Here is a 20987-nt window from a genome sequence, read left to right as displayed (position 1 = left end):
GTAGCGGGGCACTAACGACCTACTTTACCTTTAACAAGTGGCTTAAAAGAAAGCACACTATATTGCCCTTGGCTGTCATCTTTACCATTGTTGAGTATTGGCGAACGGTGAAGTTTATTAACGGTAACGTAAATTTTATCATCGTCTCCGTAACTAAAACCATCAGGCCACACAAGACGTTCATCTTTAAATAACACTTGGTAATCGCCACTAGGTTTAACCACACCAATAGCGCCGTTAGTAATATCGGTGACATATATATTGCCGCCACCATCGACAATAATACCATCAGAAATAGGCTTAGTACCGTAGTGCTGTACTTTTTCCTCTAGCTCTTTACTTGATAGACTTTCATTTATAATTGCGCTTGTGGCAACACGATATACCGATGTGCCCGACATGGAGCCAAAGTATAACCAGTCTTCATTGGGCTCAAGAGTGATTGGGTTTACACCCAAACGCGCAGCTTGCCCGCCAATTTTCATTGTGCGACCCTCAATAACTATGTCGATGTTTTCAGCACGAGTATAATGGCTGTCTTGCAGTATTCTTCGTGCGGCACCTGTTTTAAGGTTAACAGCAATAATTGCGGCTTGACTACCTTGTGCCGTGTCAGCAATATAAATATAGCCATTTTTGTTATCAACGGCTAAGTCGTTTAGAAACGACGTGTCTGTAATCGTTGGCTTTGCTAAATAAATAATTTTATCAAGCTGCTCACTTTTAGTATCCCAACCCACTAATCGCCCCGCATGATCAGGACCCGACGTATCTAGCATCCATAACACACCCTCGGCTGATACATTAATACCCAGAACACCGTAAAAACCTTTACCATTATTGTAAGCATATGCCCATTCTACATTAGGATAAGGTTTTGTGGTGCCGTCTGGCATAAGCTCCATGATCTTTTGCTTTTGTCCATAAAATCCATGTATCGACAAAAACTTTCTTCCCGATGGCGTAATAGCAATGTTACCCGGTGGATGTTGTGCATCGAATGTAGCGACTGTGTGAAGCTCACTGTTATTGGCTAATGTCGTCGCTGTAGTGAGTAATGCTATGCTATAAGCTATTACTGAAAGTAATTTTTTCATTTTTATACCTATTATTAAGTTATTAAGTTATTAATAATTATACTTAATCGTCTTAGAGAGTCTCTTACATTTCTAGGACTGCTTTTAAAAACCTTCTAAAACAATTTTTCCAATCGATTGTCCTGATTCAAGTATTTTATGGGCCGCTCTTAGGTTTTTAGCGTTAATGGTTCCTAAGTTTTTACCGACCGTAGTTTGGATATATCCTTGGTCAATCAAGTCTGCAATTTTGTTAAGTAAGCGATGTTGCTCATTGATATCTGTTGTTTTGAACATTGAACGTGTAAACATAAACTCCCAGTGCAGGGATAAACTTTTAAATTTAAGTTTACTGATATCAAGCGACTTAGGATCGTCAATTAAGGCTATCTTTCCCATTGGAGCTAACAGTTCAACAAAGCTATCTAAATAGGAGTCAGTATGCGTTAAACTAGCAACGTGTGTTACTTGCCCTATAGCTAATTGTTCAATTTGTTCTACTAGTGATTTGGAGTGATCGATAACATAATCTGCCCCCAGTTTTTTTACCCATTTTACAGAACTATCTCGTGACGCCGTAGCAATGACAGTTGCGCCTGTTAGTGCACTTGCTAACTGAACTAAAATCGAACCGACACCTCCCGCCGCGCCAACAATTAAAATTATATCGTTTGATTTTTTCTTTATCTCAGGATGTTGTTGTTTGATTAATAAGCGTTCAAACAATAATTCCCAAGCAGTAATCGCGGTTAATGGTAATGCAGCGGCTTCGCCATCTGATAAACTTTTTGGCTTATGACCGACGATGCGCTCATCAACTAATTGATATTCCGCGTTACTTCCTTGGCGATTTAAATCTCCGGCATAAAAGACTTTATCCCCAGGTTTAAAGTGGCTCACTGACTCACCTATGGCCACGACTTCACCAACAGCGTCCCAACCAAGCACTTTGTATTCATCGTTCTCTGCTGCAACATTTTGACGGATTTTGTAATCTACAGGGTTAACAGCGATAGACATAACCTGTACTAATAAGTCATGTCCTGAAGCTGTAGGTTGCGATAGTTCGATGTCTATTAATGATTTAGGATTACTGATCGGTAATGATTGTATGTAGCCAACTGCTTTCATGGTTTTTCTCCAAAGCTTTAAAATTGTTAATTACGGGGAGTTAACGTTAATTGTTATGGTGATTATAATGATATGACTTGATCGCTCAAATAGAAACAGCATAATGATAGAATCTTTATCAAATTATTTTTGACAATCATGCTATTAGAAGATCTTAATGTTATCTTAAAAGTTGCCGAATTTCGCAGTATTACTGCAGCGGCAGAGAGTTTAGACATGCATACAGCAACAGCTAGTGCAGCAATAAAAAGGGTTGAACGTGCGCTTGGCGTTGATCTGTTTATACGAACGACTCGAAGCTTAAGGCTCTCTGTTGCAGGTGAAAGGTATATTCCAAATTGTCAGCAAGCATTGCAAATGCTTGACGTAGCTAAGCAAAATGTTAAAGATGATTTAGACATTATTGATGGTGAATTAAGAATTTCTATCCCCTCAGATTTAGGTCGGAATTTAGTATTACCTTGGTTTGATGAATTTATGGAAGAGCACACAGGGATCAGTGTTAAATTACATGTCAGTGATAGCAATATTGATTTCTATAGGGATCCCGTTGATATTGCCTTGCGCTATGGTTCACCAAATGATGCCAACCTTTACGGTTTTAAAATCTGTAATGTACCACGAGTTATTTGTGCAACACCTCAGTACCTAGAAGCGCATGGTATACCCAAGCATCCTAATGATTTGACCACACATAACGGTCTTCTATATAAGTTACATGACATTGTTCATGATGTATGGGAATTCTCTTATAAAAGTGAGTTTATTAAAGTCAAAATGAAAAGTAATCGCGTTTCAAACGATGCTGACCTAGTCAGGCGTTGGTGTGTAAGTGGTAAGGGAATAGCTGTAAAATCTAGTTTAGATATGTCATATGACTTGCTGAGTAACCAACTTGTGACACTATTAACTGGCTTTGTCCCTAAGCCAACAGAATTATGGATTATTTGCCCAAGTAGACAGACCATTACTCCGGCAGTTCGCCTGCTTAGAGAACACTTAAAAATAAAGTGTAACTATGTTCTTACTCAACTTATAAACAAAGGTATTTTAGCTCAAGCGGATGTCTACTAATTGAGCATTCTATTTGATTTAAATGAGCGATTTTATTGATTTGAGGTTTGATGGTAATCCTCAATGCTTTAGAGGCTAGTGACGACAATGTAGTATTCTTGTGTATAAATAGGTGAAATACCAACGGCAGTAATAAGCTTGCAGGAGAGCTTTTTAGCTAAAAATAATTTCCTATGATTGGCAATAACGTCATCCGTCACTCAATTATATTAACATGACTTTAGTGCCTGTTATTGACGTAATGAACTGAAAAGCTTAATGTCTTCTTTGACTACTGAGCTGTCAAGTATGGAATACATTTAACGTAATAAAAAGGACATCGATGAAACATCTTTTATTAACTATATTAACCACTACTTTAATCGTGCTTAGCGCTTGTGGCGGCGGTGCTGATAAAAAAACACCAGAGATTAATATATTGCCACCGGTTGAGGAAGGCTTCACCTTACAAAATATTCGCTTTGATTCAAGAGATTATTATGAAGGAGAGCAGGTTACTGTTACAGAAGGTACTCGCTTTGAAGTTCAGTGGGTATCACCGACTTCTGCAGCCTACAGAATAGATTTATACTTATCGATTAATGGCGACGTATATTCTGACGATAATAAAATAGCCGGGCTTAAATGTGGTAGCGCTTCTTTCTCACTCTGCCCAAACGCAACAGGTGAAGTTCAATGTGTAATTGATGACAACAGCTTATCTTGCTCTTTTGGAAACAAATCTGTAGGAAGCGAGTCTTTTCAAGATAATGACCTATCAAGATTAAGGTTTATTATAAGAGGTTGCGATGCCCTCAGTAACTGTGATGTAAAAACGTTTAATTTGTCAGTACAAAATAATACGGGTAATTAAAATCAACGTTTATTAAAACCGCTCTCAAAGGTAGATATCAACAGGCAGAAAATAGATGTTTCACCTAACCAAAGCCCACCAATAACTGCCAGCAAGGCTACCATAGATGTCGTTCATCATAAAAAGGCTAATGCCTATTTTGTCTGCTTATCTGACAAACTAGGCATTATAATTAATAATCGCTTAAACAGTTTATAGTACCGACTTAATAGATAACTCGCACGAGGTTGCCTATGATTGTTCACATATTATGAATAAACTCTTATAATACTCTGCGTATGGTGTTTAAGGGTTTTTATGTTTAAAGCAGTGTTAAGAATGTTTATTATAGCAATGATGCTTGTTGCCTTCGTTGGGCAAGCAATAAGCTTTAATACTGCTATGTCTTGTGAAAATTCAGAAAAATCTCTTTCTTTTGACACCAGCGAACAAGTAAAACATTACGGTTTAAGTACAGTTAGTAAAGCTACCCCAGAAGACTGCTGTGGTATCGAATGTTGCGATGTTAATTGTACTTGTATTGTTAATGCATGTTCATCAACTGTATATTTTAATACTGTCGTTCACTCAGCTAAAATAACTATCTTAGCTGAAGCTTTTTATATGCAACAATTTGAGCAGCTTAAATCTATTTCTCCCTTGCTCTATCGGCCTCCTATTTTACCTCATAAAAACTTAGAATAACAAAGATTGTACAACTCATCACTTTTCAAGTTAATTAGCGCCCTTGTGCTGAATTATTATCAAGTAATACCTGAGGTAAAAATGTTTAAAATATCATTAAAAACGGCAGTAGCCATGCTGTTAATCCCTGCGTTTTCTTACGCGAATGAAAATAACAATGAAGAAGAACACAACAAAGAACACAACAAAGAACACCATGAACATAACGATAACAAAATTGAAAAAATTCAAGTAAGCGCTTCTCGTTTAGGTCGTATCGTTACTGAATCGGCAACACGAACCGAAATTATTAATGGGGAAGAAATACAAGAAAAAGCGCTAATGCGTCCAGGGAATATCTCTATGTTAGTGGCTGAAACGGGTGGCGTTAGAGTGCAAACTACCTCGCCTGCGTTAGGAAGTTCCAACATTCGACTGCAAGGAATGTATGGTCGTTACACACAGCTCTTAAGTGATGGTTTACCCTTATACGGTGGTCAAACCGCTTCAATTGGCCTGTTGCAAATTCCACCTACAGACCTTGCAAATGTTGAAATAATTAAAGGGTCTGCTTCTTCTCTTTATGGTGGCTCAGCACTTGGAGGGGTGATCAATCTAATTTCACGCACACCTTCAGATGTTTATGAGGGCGAAGTGTTACTTAATGCTACGTCTAAAAATGGTCAAGATATCACTTCATACTTTGCCGCTCCTTTAACTAGCGCTTTAAGTGCATCGATTACTGCTGGAGTTCATCATCAAGAAGAGCAAGACTTAGATAACGATGGCTGGATTGATTTGGCTGGCTACGAAAGGCACAGTGTCCGACCTCGTTTCTATTGGCAGCAAGATAATGGTGCAAACCTTTACGTTACCTTGGGTGCAATGAAAGAACAAAGAGATGGTGGTACTTTAGGTGACGCTACTTTACCTGATGGTAATAGTTTTCCTCAAACACAGGGTACGCTTAGAACCGATGTTGGCTTCATATATGATCGCCCATTGGGGCAGGTGATGACTATTAATGTCCGTGGCTCGGCAATGAAACAAGACCACGAGCATGAATTTGGTCCTGTTCAAGAGGATGACAGCCATACAAGCAGCCTGATTGAGTCGAGTTTGTCAGGGTATTCTGATAAAGCGGCATGGCTAGTTGGCTTAGCACTACAGTCTGAAAAGTTCGAATCTGATACCTTTTCTGAATTTAATTATTCCTATCAAGTGCCGGGACTATTTTCGCAACTAGATTATGAAGTCAGTGATGATATTTCTATGTCGCTTAGTGCACGTGCTGATTGGCATAATGAATACGGAACACAAGTAAGCCCGCGAATTTCATTATTATACAACCAAGAAAGCTGGTCGGTTAGAGGGGCATATGGGCAAGGTTTTTTCGCACCAAGTCCTTTTATTGAAGATATTGATGAAGCCGGTTTATCTCGACTTGCGCCGCTAGAGAGTCTTGATGAGGAGCGAGCATCTACCGCATCTATAGATTTTAGCTATGTGCTGGGCAGTGTAGAAACTAGCCTAACATTATTTGCGTCAGATATTGATAACGTTACTGAGTTAGCTGTGATTAATAGTGATGATGCTTCAAGAAAGCAAGTTCTTATCGTCAATGCAGCTGGCGAAAGTAACATTAACGGTGCTGAATTATTACTACGCTATCGCTGGCAAGATATTAAATTTACCGGTAGCTATTTATACATAGACGCCACTAAAGAAAGAGATCCGCAATTTGGCCGAGTACCCTTAGCGTTAACCCCTAAACATTCGGCTGGTCTTGTTGTAATGTGGGAAGAACATGGTAGTCATATGGTAGGATTTGAAGCTTACTATACGGGTACACAACAACTTGAAAACAACCCATATCGAGAGCGAAGCAGCCCTTATTGGCACTTAGGGCTGCTGGGTCAAATTACCATCGGACAAGTAAGCTTTTTCGTTAATGCTGAAAACTTGTTAAATGTGCGACAAACAAAGGATGACTCTTTAGTATTACCCGAACAAGCACCTAGCGGTCGATGGACAACCAACATTTGGTCAAGAAACGATGGCTTTACTGTTAATGCTGGTTTACGTTTTAAATTTGGCGGTTAAAAGCATACTATATTAGTATAACGATTTGTTGGATTGACCATATTGTATTAAGTGTTTTTAGAGGGGATACCGGTAGTTTTAGCTGTCCCCTGATTCGAAGAACGGGTGCTTTGGTGATCTTAAATGAGCTATTAGGGGCTTCTAATGGCTAGCGTTTAGTTCTCATCGTCACCCTAAACCCTAAATAGGGATTAGGGTGCTAAGTTTATCAGTCTCACTCAGCCACAGCTGAGTTCAAGAATGTAAAACCTCAAGTCTATAATGTAACATTAGTTAGCGTTAACAGGTTACTCGATTAACTCATCAAAAAAATGCTCATAATGAAGGTTAACTATTTAGGGATCTTTAGTTTAAATTTTGATTGCTTAACATGAGACTGTCCCTTTGATATTCAGCGCTATAGGATGTTATATCGTTTATTGATATTAAATAATCTACTTATTGAATGGTTATATATAAAAATATGACCATAATAAATAATAGTGACAGTGACTCTAAATTTTTTAATCATATTATTAGGCGACTCTTTAGCAATGAAAATATATTTGTTATTAACCTTACTTTTTTGTGCTTCCTCTTTTTCTCAAGAGACGACAATTGAGGTGATTTCAATAGAATATCCGCCTTTTACCACAGTAGAACGTGATGATGATGGCTTAGCGTTTACCTTATTACGAAAGAGTAAAATTGGCTCTTCATTGACTTGGATACCGGTTTTTCTTCCTCCTGGAAGAGCAAATAGAGTTATCAATGCTGATCAGTGGTGTGCTAGTTTTTATCCTCCAAGTAGTACACTTAATTTTTCTTCCTACGTTTTAGATGAAAATTTAATTAGTATCTCTCTTATCAGAAAGAGAGAGCCAACAGAATTTACCTGGACAATGCTCGAAGAGCTTAAGCCATATTTAATTGGTTTACTGAGAACTAACCATAATTCTCAGTTTGTTAAATCATTCACTGATGCTGGCATTAAGATATTTTATATGGAGTCTGTTGAAACAGGTATAAAAATGGTTTTAAGTGACCGGGTCGATTATGCCATGATTGACAATATAACGTTTGATTCTCTAGATTCAGAAACAAAGCGTCAATTGCAGTTTTCAAACACTCACCTGCTAGAAACACAAATCACACTTTATATTAATAATAAATGTGCTGAGATAAAAAGTAACGTTGAGTAACTCTATTTGAAGAAAAAAGTCACTTTTGTTAACGTTAGCTTCAGTAAAGGCATTAAATACGATTGATCAACACTTAGCTGGCTCAATCTCAAAATCGGCATATTTTTTCAACCACCTTACTTTGGCACGTTGTTCAGCATTATTTCCAAGTGCAGGTGTGAGCTTTTAATGGCTACGGGTAACTTACTCGCAGAGGCTTCTCTACAAACTAGCTGCCCATATCCTGACTTATTAGTACCTATAAATAAATGAATTAAGTCGAGCTGAATACTGAACATATAAATATGTATCGGTATAATTTGAGTGATGATGAGAAAATAAACGATAAGGTTATTGATTGTAATGAAGTTCAATGACTAGTTAACATAAAACTCTATATACTATAATCTAAGAGAATTAGTACCAAGTGGTCAATTTGTATTTAGGATTGTGATGAAAGTTAAGTTGAAGTCTGACGAAAAAATTAAAAAAATTAGCGATAAAGAAATATACCAAGAAATTTTTGATGCAATATTATCGTTTCGTTTACGCCCTGGTACTCGGCTGACTGAAGAAAATTTATCAAAAATATTTAATGTGGGTCGTACAACGATTCGTAGTGCTTTACTGCGACTTTCTCAAGACCATATTATTGAAATTCAACCGAACAAAGGGGCATTTATCGCAAGTCCGACCGTTAAACAAGGTAAAGATATTCTTGAAGCTCGAAAATTAATTGAAGTAGAGATTGTTAAAGATGTCATTAAGCATGCAACGCATAGTGACTTCGACTTATTGAAAAAAATAGTTAAATCAGAAGAAAATAATATCAAACGTGAACATATGGTTGAAGGTATTCAACTCGGTGGCGACTTCCATTTGATGCTGGCGAAGATATCAAAAAACACCACGCTTGAGCGCATTCTGACAACCTTAATACCGCAAACCTCTTTAGTGATTGTACTGTATGAAAACCCTGATGCGCCTAAATGCTCGCATTTTGAACACTTCGAGCTTATCGACGTAATGGAAAAAGGTCAGGTTGAAAAAGCTACAGCACTTATGTATCAACATATTCATAGTATTGAGACGCGTTTAAATTTAGATGAAAAAGAATTTACTAGCGATTTAGTTGATATATTTAAAAAACGTTAATGCGTTAACGGTTAGGTCTTTGGTTAAAATATGGCAATAATAAAAATTTCTGATGATGATTTAGTCAATACACAACAAAAAGCTAGGTTATTAAACAAAAATAAAATAATAAAAGCTGCTGAACAAGAATTTAAGAAATATGGCTTTAATGGTGCGTCCATTGCGCGTATTGCTGAAACGGCAATGTTACCCAGAAGTAACATTCATTATTATTTCACGAATAAACTCGCGCTTTATGGTGCGGTGTTAACTAATATTATCAATTTATGGAATCAAGCTTTTGCTGATATAAAGCCCAATGATGACCCAGCAAAAGCAATTGCAAGCTACATAGATGCGAAAATAGAGTATTCAAGAACTAATCCTACTCCTTCAATTATTTTTGCTAGTGAGTTACTGCATGGCGCGCCTTATTTAAGTCAATATTTGAAAACAGATTTTAAACAGTGGATCACTGACAAAGCTAACATCATTCAATCATGGCAAGTGCAAGGTAAGTTAGATGAGCAAATATCAGCTTACCATTTGTTGTTTACTATTTGGGGGGCAACTCAACATTATGCTAATTTTTCAGTTGAGATTGAAGCTGCTTTAGATAGGCCGCTGACCAATAGCGACTTTGATGATGCTAAAAGAACGATAAAACATATCATATTAAAAGGTTGTGGTATGCGGCTTGTTGAGAAGCGCTAACAATAGATATAACTCTTATAATTTCAATCCCTTCCTGTAGAAAAATCACCTATATTTTTAAAAACATAAAGTCATTGGAATTTTTTGGCTTTAGTTTATGGGCAAAAATACTTGTTTGTACTGATGGTTAATTGTAAACAAGATTGTTGACAATGTTGTTTTTGTTTCATATGCTAAGTTGATGTTTAGTAATGAATGTAAATTACACAACACAAGCCTTAAGCTATAGTTAAGTTGGCAAATTAAGCCGCGCTATAAATGCAATATAAATTCTTTAGAAGGGTCAGAAATTTGGAAGCGTATTTGTTCGATGTATTAAATTTTTTAGTGCGAAGTTTTCATATCATTACCGGCATAGCTTGGATCGGCGCATCATTTTATTTTGTTATGCTAGATAATTCATTACATACACCTAAAAATCCTGCAGACACCCAAAATGGTGTTTTTGGTGAGTTATGGGCGGTACACGGTGGTGGTTTTTATCATTCGCAAAAATACATGTTGGGTCCCAAAAACCAACCTTTAGACGATAATCTTCATTGGTCTAAATGGGAAGCATATACAACGTGGATCAGTGGTTTCTTTTTGATGGCTATTGTCTACTGGTATGGCGCTGATATTTACCTTATTGATACAAGTGTTGCTGATATATCGCAAAGCACAGCCATTGCAATTAGCTTAGGCTTTATGTTTGGTGGCTACATTATTTACGATTTCTTATGTAAATCTGCTTTAGCTAAAAACGATTTAGTTTTAGGTGTTGTGATTTTTGCACTTGTCTCTGCCGCCGCTTATGCATTAACACACATATTTAGTGGTCGTGGCGCTTTTATGACATTTGGTGCCATGTTAGGTACTATTATGGCAGCTAGCGTATTCTTTGTTATTATTCCTGGCCAAAAGAAAATGGTCGAAAGGCTCATCGCAGGCGAGAAAGTTGACGCCGCCCCGGGAATAGCAGGCAAACAGCGTTCTGTTCATAACACTTACTTTACCTTACCTGTTGTCTTTGTGATGATAAGTAACCACTATGCCATGACCTATAACCATGAGTATAACTGGTTAATATTAATGGGTATTTCTATGGCAGGTGCCTTAATACGGGTGTTCTTTGTTTCGCGTCACACGCCAGGAAAACCACTAACAGGAGCGTTAGTTACTGCTGTAGTTATTATGGTCGTCGTTATCTGGGCTATGGCGCCTAAGTCAATCGTGACGAATACTGATTCAACAGTCTCACCTGTAGAATTCTCTCAAGTTCAAGCCATTATTCAACAGCGTTGTTCATCTTGTCATGCAGACAAACCTACTCAAGCTGGTTTTTCCGCTGCGCCTAAAGGCTTTATTTATGACACACCTGAACAAATTAAAGCGCAAGCCACTCAAATTTATCAGCAAGCCGTAGTCCTTAAAGCTATGCCTATAGGTAACTTAACCAAAATTACTGACTCAGAGCGGAAGTTAATTGCTCTGTGGTATCAACAACGTCAAACAACAAAAGAGTAATGTAACCTTTACTTTATACAACTAAATAATCACGGAATAAAAAGTTACAACAAAATAAAAACCGAGAAGAGAAATGAAGATGATAACCACAGTTATTAGTGCTGCTTCGTTTCTATTTCTTGGTTTGAGTTCGGCTACAATACAAGCTGCTACTTTTAGTACATTTAAAGTAGCAGGCTTATATGGCACAGGACATAATAAACGAAGCATTGATGGCAATGAAGCAACGTTCACTATTGCAAATGCAACAGGCTTTGCGTGGGATGATAGCTATTTTTTTGCCGATGTAGCCCATGTCAGTGATGCAAATTCAACAGGTGGTACACATCTCGAGTTTGCTCCTAGGTATCGCCTCTAACAAGTTATCTCCAAGATAATAAAAATGGCAGGTGACTCTGTTTCTAGTGCAAATTTACAAGTTTTTGTAACCCATGAACAACAAAACATTAATTTTCATGCAGGAATTTGGCACATGGCCTTAATTTCAGAAAAAGACCGACTTTTTTCGTCTTTGATAGGGCCGGTGCTGGCAAACATTGTAATGAACTTACTTTAGAAAACGAAACTATTGAGTTGACATTAGCATGAGTAAAATAGATATGAATAACTACCCTCGAGACATGAAAGGATACGGAGAGCATGCACCTAAGGTTACTTGGCCAAATAAGGCAAAAGTGGCGGTGCAATTTGTGATCAACTATGAAGAAGGAGCCGAGAATTGCATTTTACATGGTGATAATGCCTCGGAAACTTTTCTATCAGAAATCATTGGCGCACAACCGTTTGTTAACGAACGACATATGAACATGGAGTCTTTTTATGAATATGGCAGCCGTGCAGGTTTTTGGCGATTACATCGTTTATTTTCTCAGCGAGGCTTACCTGTAACTGTTTTTGGTGTCGCGATGGCGATGCAACGTAACCCTGAAGCAGTTGAAGCGATGTTAAAAGCAGATTGGGAAATTGCGAGTCATGGATACAGGTGGATAGACTATCAAAATGTACCGATTGAAACCGAGCGTGAACATTTAAAAAAAGCGATAGCTATTCACAAAGAAATGACAGGGCAAAAACCTAAAGGTTGGTATCTTGGCCGCATGAGCGAAAATACTCGACAGTTGGTCATGGAAGAAGGCTCTTTTTTATATGATGCTGATAGTTATGCTGATGATTTACCTTATTATGTAAAAGGTAAAGAAAAGCCACATTTAATTGTCCCATATAGTTTAGATGCCAATGATATGCGTTTTGCTAGTCCGCAAGGTTTTAATTCAGGTGAACAGTTTTATTGTTACTTAAAAGATACTTTTGATACCTTGTATGCTGAAGGGGCTGATGCACCAAAAATGATGTCTATTGGTTTGCATTGCCGCATTATTGGCCGACCAGGTCGTTTTGCAAGTCTGGTTAAGTTCCTAGATTATATTGGAAAATATAATGATGTCTGGGTGTGTAGAAGGCAAGATATTGCAGAGCACTGGTTAGCAAACCATAAAGCAGAATAAGTAGTAAGTAGCTAAAATTATTGCAATAACAAACAATTAGCAAACCATAAAGCAGAATAAGTAGTAAGCAGCTAAAATTATTGCAATTACAAACGATTAGCAAACCATAAAGCAGAATAAGTAGTAGCAAGTACCTAGTGATACTGCAACAACACCAAGAGCCTTAATTGAAAAGGTTTGACTGGTGTTGTTGTTGTTAACAGATTGAGCATAGGGTAAAAATATTATAATGCCCCCTCAAAAAAAGTAAGTTGAAACAAAGATTACACTAGCAATAAAACCACGATACTCTGTTCTTCTAACCGCTAAAAAAGGCATGGTTAACGCACCCAAAATACCTGCTCCCATAAAATAACTTACCAACATACTCGCGCTAACGGTACATAATAATTTGCGCTAGCGTCAAAATGCCAAGATGGTTGGAATACGATTTTAAAATGGTGGTTTATCTTGTTGCTCACCTTTATTTGCAAAGTAGTCTGCTACATGGATCATGATAACGTATTCTCCAGCTTCAATCTTGGTGTCGTCAAGTAATCACTCGTTTGTTCATCCGTCAGTATTGATTATCACTGTTAGTAAACGGACGATTATTCTAGATTTTTTATACACATTACTCGCTTTATAGGTCAACTTTTCGGTAAATTTCAGGTGATCTTGAGATGATTGTTAAGGTGTTTTATTAAGCATAAATATTGTTTGATGTTAATAGAGTTGACTCAAAGGTAGGTTGTCAACAATTATGTGTACAATCTCTTGTCTTTATTGACAGGTGTTGTGAATTTGTATACATTCATCAGCATTGCAGCTTTAGATAAAGACGCTTATCAGCGCAGACCTCAACAAATAATTAACATAACAATCAAAGTATAATTAAGGAATAAGTGGTTAAGGAAATGACAATATATCAACAGAAAAACTTGCTAAAAGTAGATATTGATTTAGTAAAATTCATAGAAGAAGAGGTTTTACTCGGCTTAAACATCTCTGCTGATAATTTTTGGAAATCCTTATCAACAATCACTCATCAATTAGGGCCTGAGAATAGAGCCTTATTAGTAAAACGCACTCAATTTCAGGAACAACTTGATGATTGGAATCTCGCGCATCAAGATAATTTTGATATTGAGGAATATAAACAATTTCTTTTTGATATAAGCTATTTAAGCCCTGAGGGTGATGACTTTCTTATCACCACAAACAACGTAGATAGTGAAGTAAGCTCACAAGCTGGACCACAACTTGTTGTTCCCGCCGCCAACGCTAGATTTGCATTAAATGCCGCTAATGCTCGCTGGGGAAGTTTATACGATGCCCTTTATGGAACTGATGTCATTAGTGGTGAAGATGGCGCTGAGAAAAAAGCAACGCATAATCCTGTTAGAGCAGCAAAAGTAGTCGCTTACGGCCGTGAATTTTTAGATGATCACTTTCCATTAGTCAATGGCTCACATCATCAGTCATGTGCTTATACTATTGACAATAAAAAGCTTTTAGTCACTTTAGTTGATGGTCGTACTTCACTATTAAAAAATACTGAACAATTTATTGGCTTTCAGGGGGATAAGAATAAGCTCAGTTCAGTTTTACTTAACCATCATGATTTACGTGTGGCGATAGAAATAGATGCAAGCTCAGCTATTGGTAAAACAGACGCTGCAGATATAAAAGATATTATTTTAGAATCAGCATTAACCACAATACAAGACTTTGAAGATTCGGTAGTTGCAGTAGACGGCAAAGAAAAAATTCATGTTTATCGTAATTGGTTAGGGCTAATGAAAGGTGACTTAAGTGAAACTATTGATAAAGCCGGTAAAATAACTCAGCGAGTATTAAAAGCTGATAAAATTTATCAGGACCTTAACGGTGGTAACTTGAATTTGCCAGGACGCAGTTTATTATTCTGTCGAAATGTTGGCCACTTAATGACTAACGCTGCAATACTAGATCAAGAGGGCTTCGAAATTCAAGAGGGCATCATGGATGCCATGATAAGCACCTTAATAGCCTTACACGATTTACAAAAAAATAGTATTCACCGTAACTCAAGAAAGGGTAGTGTCTATATTGTAAAGCCTAAAATGCATGGCCCTGATGAAGTGGCTTTTGCTAATAAACTCTTTAATGCTGTTGAAGATGGTTTAAATCTTGTCAGATATACCATTAAAATTGGGGTAATGGACGAAGAACGTCGCACAACAGTCAACCTGAAAGAGTGTATTAGAGCCGTAAAAAATCGCGTTGTATTTATTAATACTGGTTTTTTAGATAGAACGGGCGATGAAATACATACCAGTATGCTACTAGGTCCCATGGTGTTAAAAGGTGATATGAAAGCACAACCCTGGATTAAAGCCTACGAAGATAGGAATGTAGATATAGGTTTAGCCTGCGGTTTTTCCGGTAAAGCACAAATTGGTAAAGGCATGTGGGCTATTCCTGATGAAATGGCTAATATGATGAAAATGAAAATTGCTCATCCTTTATCAGGTGCTAATACGGCATGGGTTCCATCACCAACCGCGGCTACCTTACATGCTATACATTACCATCAAGTGAATGTATTTGAGGTACAGAGTAGGGTTGCGCAAAGATCTCGTGCTCGTTTAAATGATATATTAACAGTACCCTTATTAAAAAAACCTGAGCAATTGGGTAAAGAGACGATTGAAAAAGAGCTTAATAACAATGCCCAAGGTCTATTGGGTTACGTAGTTCGTTGGGTTGATTTAGGCATGGGCGCTTCAAAAGTCCCTGACATTAACAATGTTGGCTTAATGGAAGATAGAGCGACATTAAGAATTTCTAGTCAGCACATTTGTAACTGGCTAGCACACGGTATCTTATCTGAGTCTGAAGTGAGGTCTTCCTTAGAAAAAATGGCGGTTATTGTTGATCAACAAAATGCCCATGACCCTTTATATCAGCCAATGTCTGCTAACTTTGCAAGTAGTTTAGCTTTTCAAGCAGCATTAGATCTTGTCTTTAAAGGGAAAACACAGCCCAATGGTTATACCGAGCCTTTACTTCATGCTTACAGGAAAGAATTTAATGAAGCCCAAACAACAAGGAAAAACGAAAATGTCAAATAAAAGTACATATTATGCGCCTACAGGTGGATTACCACCACAAACACAATTGATCTCTGATCGCGCTATTTTTACCGAAGCTTACGCAATTATTCCTAAAGGTGTGTTAACCGATATTGTTATCAGTTATTTACCCTTTTGGAATAATATGAGGATGTGGGTGCTGGCTCGTCCATTGAGTGGCTTTTCAGAAACTTTTTCTCAATACATAGTAGAAGTAACACCAAACGGCGGCTCTGAAAAACCAGAACTTGATGAAAATGCTGAAGGTGTACTCTTTATTGTTGAAGGTGAAATGGATGTTACTATCGAAGGGACAAATCACCATATGACATCAGGCGGGTATGCTTATTTGCCTGCAGGTGCTCAATGGACACTTAAAAATAATAGTTTAGAAAATGTAAAGTTCCATTGGATCCGCAAAGCTTATCAAGTCGTTGAAGGCATAGATGCACCAGAAGCTTTTGTAACCAGTGACCATGAAGTTGAAGCTATTGAAATGCCTAATACCGGTGGTGTATGGAAAACCACAAGATTTACTGAGCAATCAGATATGCGCCATGATATGCATGTAAACATTGTAACTTTTGAGCCAGGCGGCGTGATCCCTTTTGACGAAACACATGTGATGGAACATGGATTATATGTTTTAGAAGGTAAAGCTGTTTATCATTTAAACGGTGAATGGGTTGAAGTAGAGGCGGGTGACTTTATGTGGTTACGTGCTTTTTGTCCACAATCTTGCTATGCCGGTGGCCCAGGTCCATTTAGATATTTATTATATAAAGATGTAAATAGACATATGCCATTTATACGTCCGAGAAGTTAATCTCTTCTGTGCTTATAGTTACTCTATACGTACTTTTTAGTAAAATATCGAATGTGATAATAATGTTGGATATTTTACTTTAGCCCCTTGCTAACAAGAGGTTTACCTATTTCTGTTAAAGGTATCCTTGTAGGCGGAATAGGGCTCTTAGCTGCTAACATTTAAAAAAAACTATAAAGCCAGCAAAACATGATGCTAGCTACCAAGAAATGCTTGAGGTATGTCAATTAGTGAAGCTAACTTCATTTATTGATAGCTTATCGTTTGGTATTAATACTTGGCTAGGCTCTAAAAGTGTAGGATTATTAGTTGGCCAAGCACAACGATTACAGATTGCACCGTTGTTGTTGTTACGTCCAGAAAAGGTGCTGATTTTAAACAAGCCAACCAAAGGACTAGATCGAGGCAAAGAAGAAGCGGTAATGATCAATATTCTCGCCCATGTAAGAAAACATAAACAGACGTTACTCGCTGTTACTCATTTTTGCGACGGATTTATATTTTTACATCAGGTTAATTTTATTGAAAGTTATAGGCCAAGTATAAACTTTGATAACACGAATATTTATCATCTAGCCAAAACTTATGTTACCGGCATTACAGAAGTGTATTTAATCGCACCCCACATTTTTAACGTCGACTTACATGCTTTTAACGTTCCCTTTAGGCTCCTTGGCTCTAACCAAAACACTCCCATTAAAGCCTATGTTTTGAAAGTCACAGCTTCTTTTTATACCTTGCTCAAATTACTAATTATATTTCAATATATTAGCTTGCAAATAAACCCATTCGTTTATATGCTTTTATGAGGCAGGTTATTAAAAATAATTGGGTATTTAAATGAGTAAAGTTGTATTAATTGTCGACGATAGTATTGTTTCTCGAATGATGCTTAAAGAAATTGTTAAATCTTATATACCTGGAGTCGACATCATTGAAGCTGGAGGTGGAGAGCAGTGCTTGAGCCAATTAACGGCGGAAAGTAAAATTGATATTGCGATTTTTGATTATAATATGCCTGGTATGACAGGTATTGAATTAATCTTTGCATTAGATAAGCTAATTTCAATTCCTAAGCGCGCTTTGTTAACCGCAAATATCCAAGATGACATAAAACAACAGGCTGAGCAAGCAGGTGTTGTTTTTTTAATTAAACCGATTACCGAAGAACTCATTAGCCATTTTTTAAATAGTTAGGGAAGCATATGAAGGATAATTTATCTCCACTTGAAATTGATGCCCTCACCGAAATATTTAACATCGGTATTGGTAGAGCGGCCAACTCTCTGAATAAAATGGTATCTCAACCGGTTGATTTAACTATCCCAAAAGTCGAAATCGTCTCTAACAAAATAGCCAAATCTAAATTGAATTTTGCTAGTGATACAGAAATCAGTGCTGTAATTCAACGATTTGAAGGTGACTTTAAAGGCCAAGCATTACTTATGTTTAGCAAAGAAAGTGGTTTGCAATTAGTTAGTACTTTACTTGGTAATAAGTTTCCACCCGAGGCTTTGTCTGATCTTGAGCAAGATTCTTTAGTAGAAATAGGCAATGTTATTTTAAATGCTTGTTTTGGAACGGTTATTAACTTTCTTAAATCCTCAATAAAAATTGAAATGCCAGAGTTTATACAAGGGGATATTAATAAAGTTTATGTGTATAGCAGCGAAAATGATTGGTCATTATATATAAAAGTTAAGTTCTCTTTACCCGATGATAATATTGAAGGTTTTATCTCTTTTATTATGGATATTACCTCATTAGAGATTTTTCAAGAATCTGTGAGAAAATTTGTTTTTGGCATTACTAACAAAATTGAAGCTTAGCTCTGCTATGAATAATTTAACAAAAGATATATTGTTTAGTTCTGTGAATGATCTTTCTCTTGGTATTATCATTATTGATGAAAACCATCAGGTTGTTTTTTATAATCAGTGGATAAAAGATCATTCTGTTATAGTCGATGATAAAGGTGTTGGCTGTAAACTTGGTGATATTCTAGAGGGGTTTAACTATTCTCGCTTAAGTGATGCATGCAATGAAGCATTAACGTTAGGATTGCCCACTAAACTCTCTAATACTTTTAATCCTAAACCTTTAGCGTTATTCCATAAAAGCCATGTTGGTGATAACGATTACCGTATACAGCAGCAAATATCGATTAAAAGCATCAATACTTCCCCGAATGAACGCTTATGTGAAATTCTGATCCAAGATGTGTCTAGTTCAGTTAAAAAAGAATTGATGCTGAAAAGTTTAGCCGATGAAAATAAGAAACAACAATTAAAAGCTGAATTAGCCAATCGGACTAAGTCACAGTTTTTGGCTAATATGAGTCATGAAATTAGAACGCCAATGAATGGTGTTTTAGGCATGCTAAATTTATTATCAACGACCAAGCAAAGTCAAGAACAAGCTCATTTTACTCGACTAGCACATTCAAGTGCCGATACCTTGCTTCATATCCTAAACGACATTCTAGATTTTTCAAAAATAGAAGCAGGTAAACTTGAAGTTGAATTGATTACTTTTGACCTTTTAAGAAATTTAGGCGATTTGGTTCAGTCTTTATCGATGAATAGCAAAGATAAAAAATTAGAGATTATTCTTGATGTCACCGATGTTGGTCATCAAATGGTCATCGGTGATCCTGGTAGATTAAGACAAATCATTACTAACTTAGTTGGCAATGCAATAAAGTTTACCCCCACGGGTGAAATTGTTATTAAAGCAAAGACAGTTTTAAATGACAATGGAGATATAAAACTACATATCAGTGTCATAGATACAGGAATAGGTATACCAGCGGATAAATGTTCAATACTTTTTGATGTGTTCACCCAAGTCGATGTATCGACAACACGAGAGTATGGTGGCACAGGTTTAGGCTTGTCTATTGTAAAGCAATTATGTGAATTAATGGGGGGAGGCATTACTGTTAGTAGTGTCTTGGGTCAAGGCAGCGAATTTAGTTTTAATATCCAATTAAAACCTAGCACAGAAGAAGTGCAAACTCAGTTAGGTACTCATTTAAATGGAATTAACATTTTAGTTACTGATGATAATCTTACTCATCTTGCCGTGCTTAGCAAACAACTGGGTCTTTTGGGGGCTGAAGTTATTCAAGCTGACAGTGGTAGTAAGGCATTGGCTATATTGAAGCAATACGATAGCCATTATTTTGCTATGGCTATTATTGATATGCAAATGCCGAGCATGTCAGGTAGTGAGTTAAGCGCTGAGATTAGAAAAATTAAGTCACTTGATAAGCTTAAAATAGTGATGTTAACTTCAATGGATCAGATTGTTAAAGGTCCTTTGTCATCAACGTCAGGATTTTCAGATTATTTATTAAAACCTGTGGTCATTGATGAGTTACTTAATATCTTAGATGATACGCTTAACAAGACACAGATATTAAAAAATACGGCTGGCGTTTCAGCTAGCCTTGGAAGTAATATGTTAGAGAATAAAAGTCAGACCACTAAAGCAAAAATATTGTTAGTTGAAGACAACCGAATTAACCAACAAGTCGCTTTAGGTATATTAAGAAAGTTTGATTATTCTATTGATATTGCAGTCAATGGTCTAAATGCAATTGATATCTTAGAGAAGAAAGATCCAGAACATCCTTATGATCTTATTTTAATGGATTGCCAAATGCCAGAAATGGATGGCTATCAAGCCACTGAACATATAAGAAATAATATGGATAGTGTCTTGTTCTCGACTATCCCTATTATTGCAATGACGGCAAATACTATGAAGGGTGATAAAGAAAAATGCTTAGCATCGGGTATGAATGATTATATTTCTAAACCGATAAACCCTAAACTGTTGGAAGAGAAAATTAGTTACTGGTTGAACAAACTTAATTAATTTTAGTAACCAAGTAGTGATTTTCTTGCTAATAAAACAGAAAAATAAAAGCATGGCCACTTTTTCAATACATTAACTTTTTAAAGTATCGCTAAAATTAATTATCATCGCTCATTACTTATTTTATCTGAGCACTATCAAAAACAACATTAGCAGTAAAACTAAATGTTACTGTTAGTGCGATACAAGAGCTTCACCATGAAGTAAACCAATATATGCCGAGCAACATTGTCTAATAACGTTGCTAACGGTATATATATGATCA

General features: G+C 36.8%; 19 protein-coding genes. 17 read left to right on the top strand and 2 right to left on the bottom strand.

All coding sequences use genetic code 11. The annotated features are described in order from the left end of the window. Positions 1–11: 11 nt before the first annotated feature. Positions 12–1097 (bottom strand): L-dopachrome tautomerase-related protein, encoded by a 1086-nt coding sequence (locus H4J69_RS14130; protein ID WP_182244898.1) that lies wholly within the window; start codon positions 1095–1097, stop codon positions 12–14. Between the two features lie 84 nt (positions 1098–1181). Then, a complete protein-coding gene (locus H4J69_RS14125) occupies positions 1182–2207 on the bottom strand; it encodes a zinc-binding alcohol dehydrogenase family protein (RefSeq protein WP_182244897.1) in 1026 nt (341 codons plus the stop codon). A 138-nt stretch (positions 2208–2345) separates the two neighbouring features. Here H4J69_RS14125 and H4J69_RS14120 point away from each other — a divergent pair, with 138 nt between their 5' ends. The 17 genes from H4J69_RS14120 to H4J69_RS14040 all read left to right on the top strand — a co-directional run bounded on the left by H4J69_RS14120 (position 2346) and on the right by H4J69_RS14040 (position 20722). After that, a complete protein-coding gene (locus tag H4J69_RS14120; RefSeq protein WP_182244896.1) occupies positions 2346–3281 on the top strand; it encodes a LysR family transcriptional regulator in 936 nt (311 codons plus the stop codon). A gap of 322 nt (positions 3282–3603) precedes the next feature. Next, a complete protein-coding gene (locus H4J69_RS14115) occupies positions 3604–4134 on the top strand; it encodes a hypothetical protein (RefSeq protein WP_182244895.1) in 531 nt (176 codons plus the stop codon). A 318-nt stretch (positions 4135–4452) separates the two neighbouring features. Next, positions 4453–4818 carry a hypothetical protein gene (locus H4J69_RS14110; protein ID WP_182251976.1) on the top strand — a complete coding sequence of 122 codons (366 nt, stop codon included), beginning with the start codon at positions 4453–4455 and terminating at the stop codon, positions 4816–4818. 81 nt (positions 4819–4899) lie between these two features. Continuing rightward, the gene (locus H4J69_RS14105; protein ID WP_182222589.1) at positions 4900–6900 is read left to right on the top strand and encodes a TonB-dependent siderophore receptor; all 2001 of its coding nucleotides are present in this window, start codon (positions 4900–4902) and stop codon (positions 6898–6900) included. Positions 6901–7433: 533 nt separating this feature from the next. After that, the gene (locus tag H4J69_RS14100; RefSeq protein ID WP_182242398.1) at positions 7434–8081 is read left to right on the top strand and encodes a hypothetical protein; all 648 of its coding nucleotides are present in this window, start codon (positions 7434–7436) and stop codon (positions 8079–8081) included. A gap of 432 nt (positions 8082–8513) precedes the next feature. Continuing rightward, on the top strand, positions 8514–9215 hold the full coding sequence (locus tag H4J69_RS14095) for a GntR family transcriptional regulator (RefSeq protein ID WP_182242397.1): 702 nt from the start codon (positions 8514–8516) through the stop codon (positions 9213–9215). Between the two features lie 30 nt (positions 9216–9245). Continuing rightward, positions 9246–9908: a TetR/AcrR family transcriptional regulator gene (locus tag H4J69_RS14090; protein ID WP_182244869.1), complete on the top strand. Its 663-nt coding sequence runs from the start codon at positions 9246–9248 to the stop codon at positions 9906–9908. Positions 9909–10211: 303 nt separating this feature from the next. After that, positions 10212–11414: a urate hydroxylase PuuD gene (locus H4J69_RS14085; RefSeq protein ID WP_259367759.1), complete on the top strand. Its 1203-nt coding sequence runs from the start codon at positions 10212–10214 to the stop codon at positions 11412–11414. A gap of 73 nt (positions 11415–11487) precedes the next feature. Next, positions 11488–11772: a hypothetical protein gene (locus H4J69_RS14080; RefSeq protein WP_182251975.1), complete on the top strand. Its 285-nt coding sequence runs from the start codon at positions 11488–11490 to the stop codon at positions 11770–11772. Positions 11773–11796: 24 nt separating this feature from the next. After that, positions 11797–11970, top strand: coding sequence for an ureidoglycolate lyase (locus tag H4J69_RS14075; RefSeq protein WP_182244872.1), 174 nt, complete (start codon positions 11797–11799; stop codon positions 11968–11970). A 28-nt stretch (positions 11971–11998) separates the two neighbouring features. After that, entirely contained in the window at positions 11999–12919 is a 921-nt protein-coding gene (gene puuE, locus H4J69_RS14070) for an allantoinase PuuE (RefSeq protein ID WP_404842411.1), read from the top strand. 896 nt (positions 12920–13815) lie between these two features. Continuing rightward, the gene (locus H4J69_RS14065; RefSeq protein ID WP_182244873.1) at positions 13816–16014 is read left to right on the top strand and encodes a malate synthase G; all 2199 of its coding nucleotides are present in this window, start codon (positions 13816–13818) and stop codon (positions 16012–16014) included. Continuing rightward, a complete protein-coding gene (locus tag H4J69_RS14060; RefSeq protein WP_182216246.1) occupies positions 16004–16840 on the top strand; it encodes a bifunctional allantoicase/(S)-ureidoglycine aminohydrolase in 837 nt (278 codons plus the stop codon). Before H4J69_RS14065 ends, H4J69_RS14060 begins: the two co-directional genes overlap by 11 nt. 230 nt (positions 16841–17070) lie before the next feature. Beyond that, complete coding sequence (locus tag H4J69_RS14055; protein WP_182244874.1) at positions 17071–17649, top strand: hypothetical protein; 579 nt, start codon at positions 17071–17073, stop codon at positions 17647–17649. A 31-nt stretch (positions 17650–17680) separates the two neighbouring features. Then, positions 17681–18037 (top strand): response regulator, encoded by a 357-nt coding sequence (locus H4J69_RS14050; protein WP_182216250.1) that lies wholly within the window; start codon positions 17681–17683, stop codon positions 18035–18037. 8 nt (positions 18038–18045) lie between these two features. Then, the gene (locus tag H4J69_RS14045; protein WP_182216252.1) at positions 18046–18669 is read left to right on the top strand and encodes a chemotaxis protein CheX; all 624 of its coding nucleotides are present in this window, start codon (positions 18046–18048) and stop codon (positions 18667–18669) included. Positions 18670–18676: 7 nt separating this feature from the next. Beyond that, positions 18677–20722 (top strand): response regulator, encoded by a 2046-nt coding sequence (locus H4J69_RS14040; RefSeq protein WP_182244875.1) that lies wholly within the window; start codon positions 18677–18679, stop codon positions 20720–20722. The last annotated feature ends 265 nt before the right edge of the window (positions 20723–20987 follow it).

It is taken from the genome of Colwellia sp. BRX10-9 (assembly GCF_014077405.1).
Lineage (GTDB): Bacteria > Pseudomonadota > Gammaproteobacteria > Enterobacterales > Alteromonadaceae > Colwellia_A.
The sequence above is the reverse complement of the archived record's forward strand: the minus strand, read 5'-3'. Positions and strand labels throughout refer to the sequence as shown.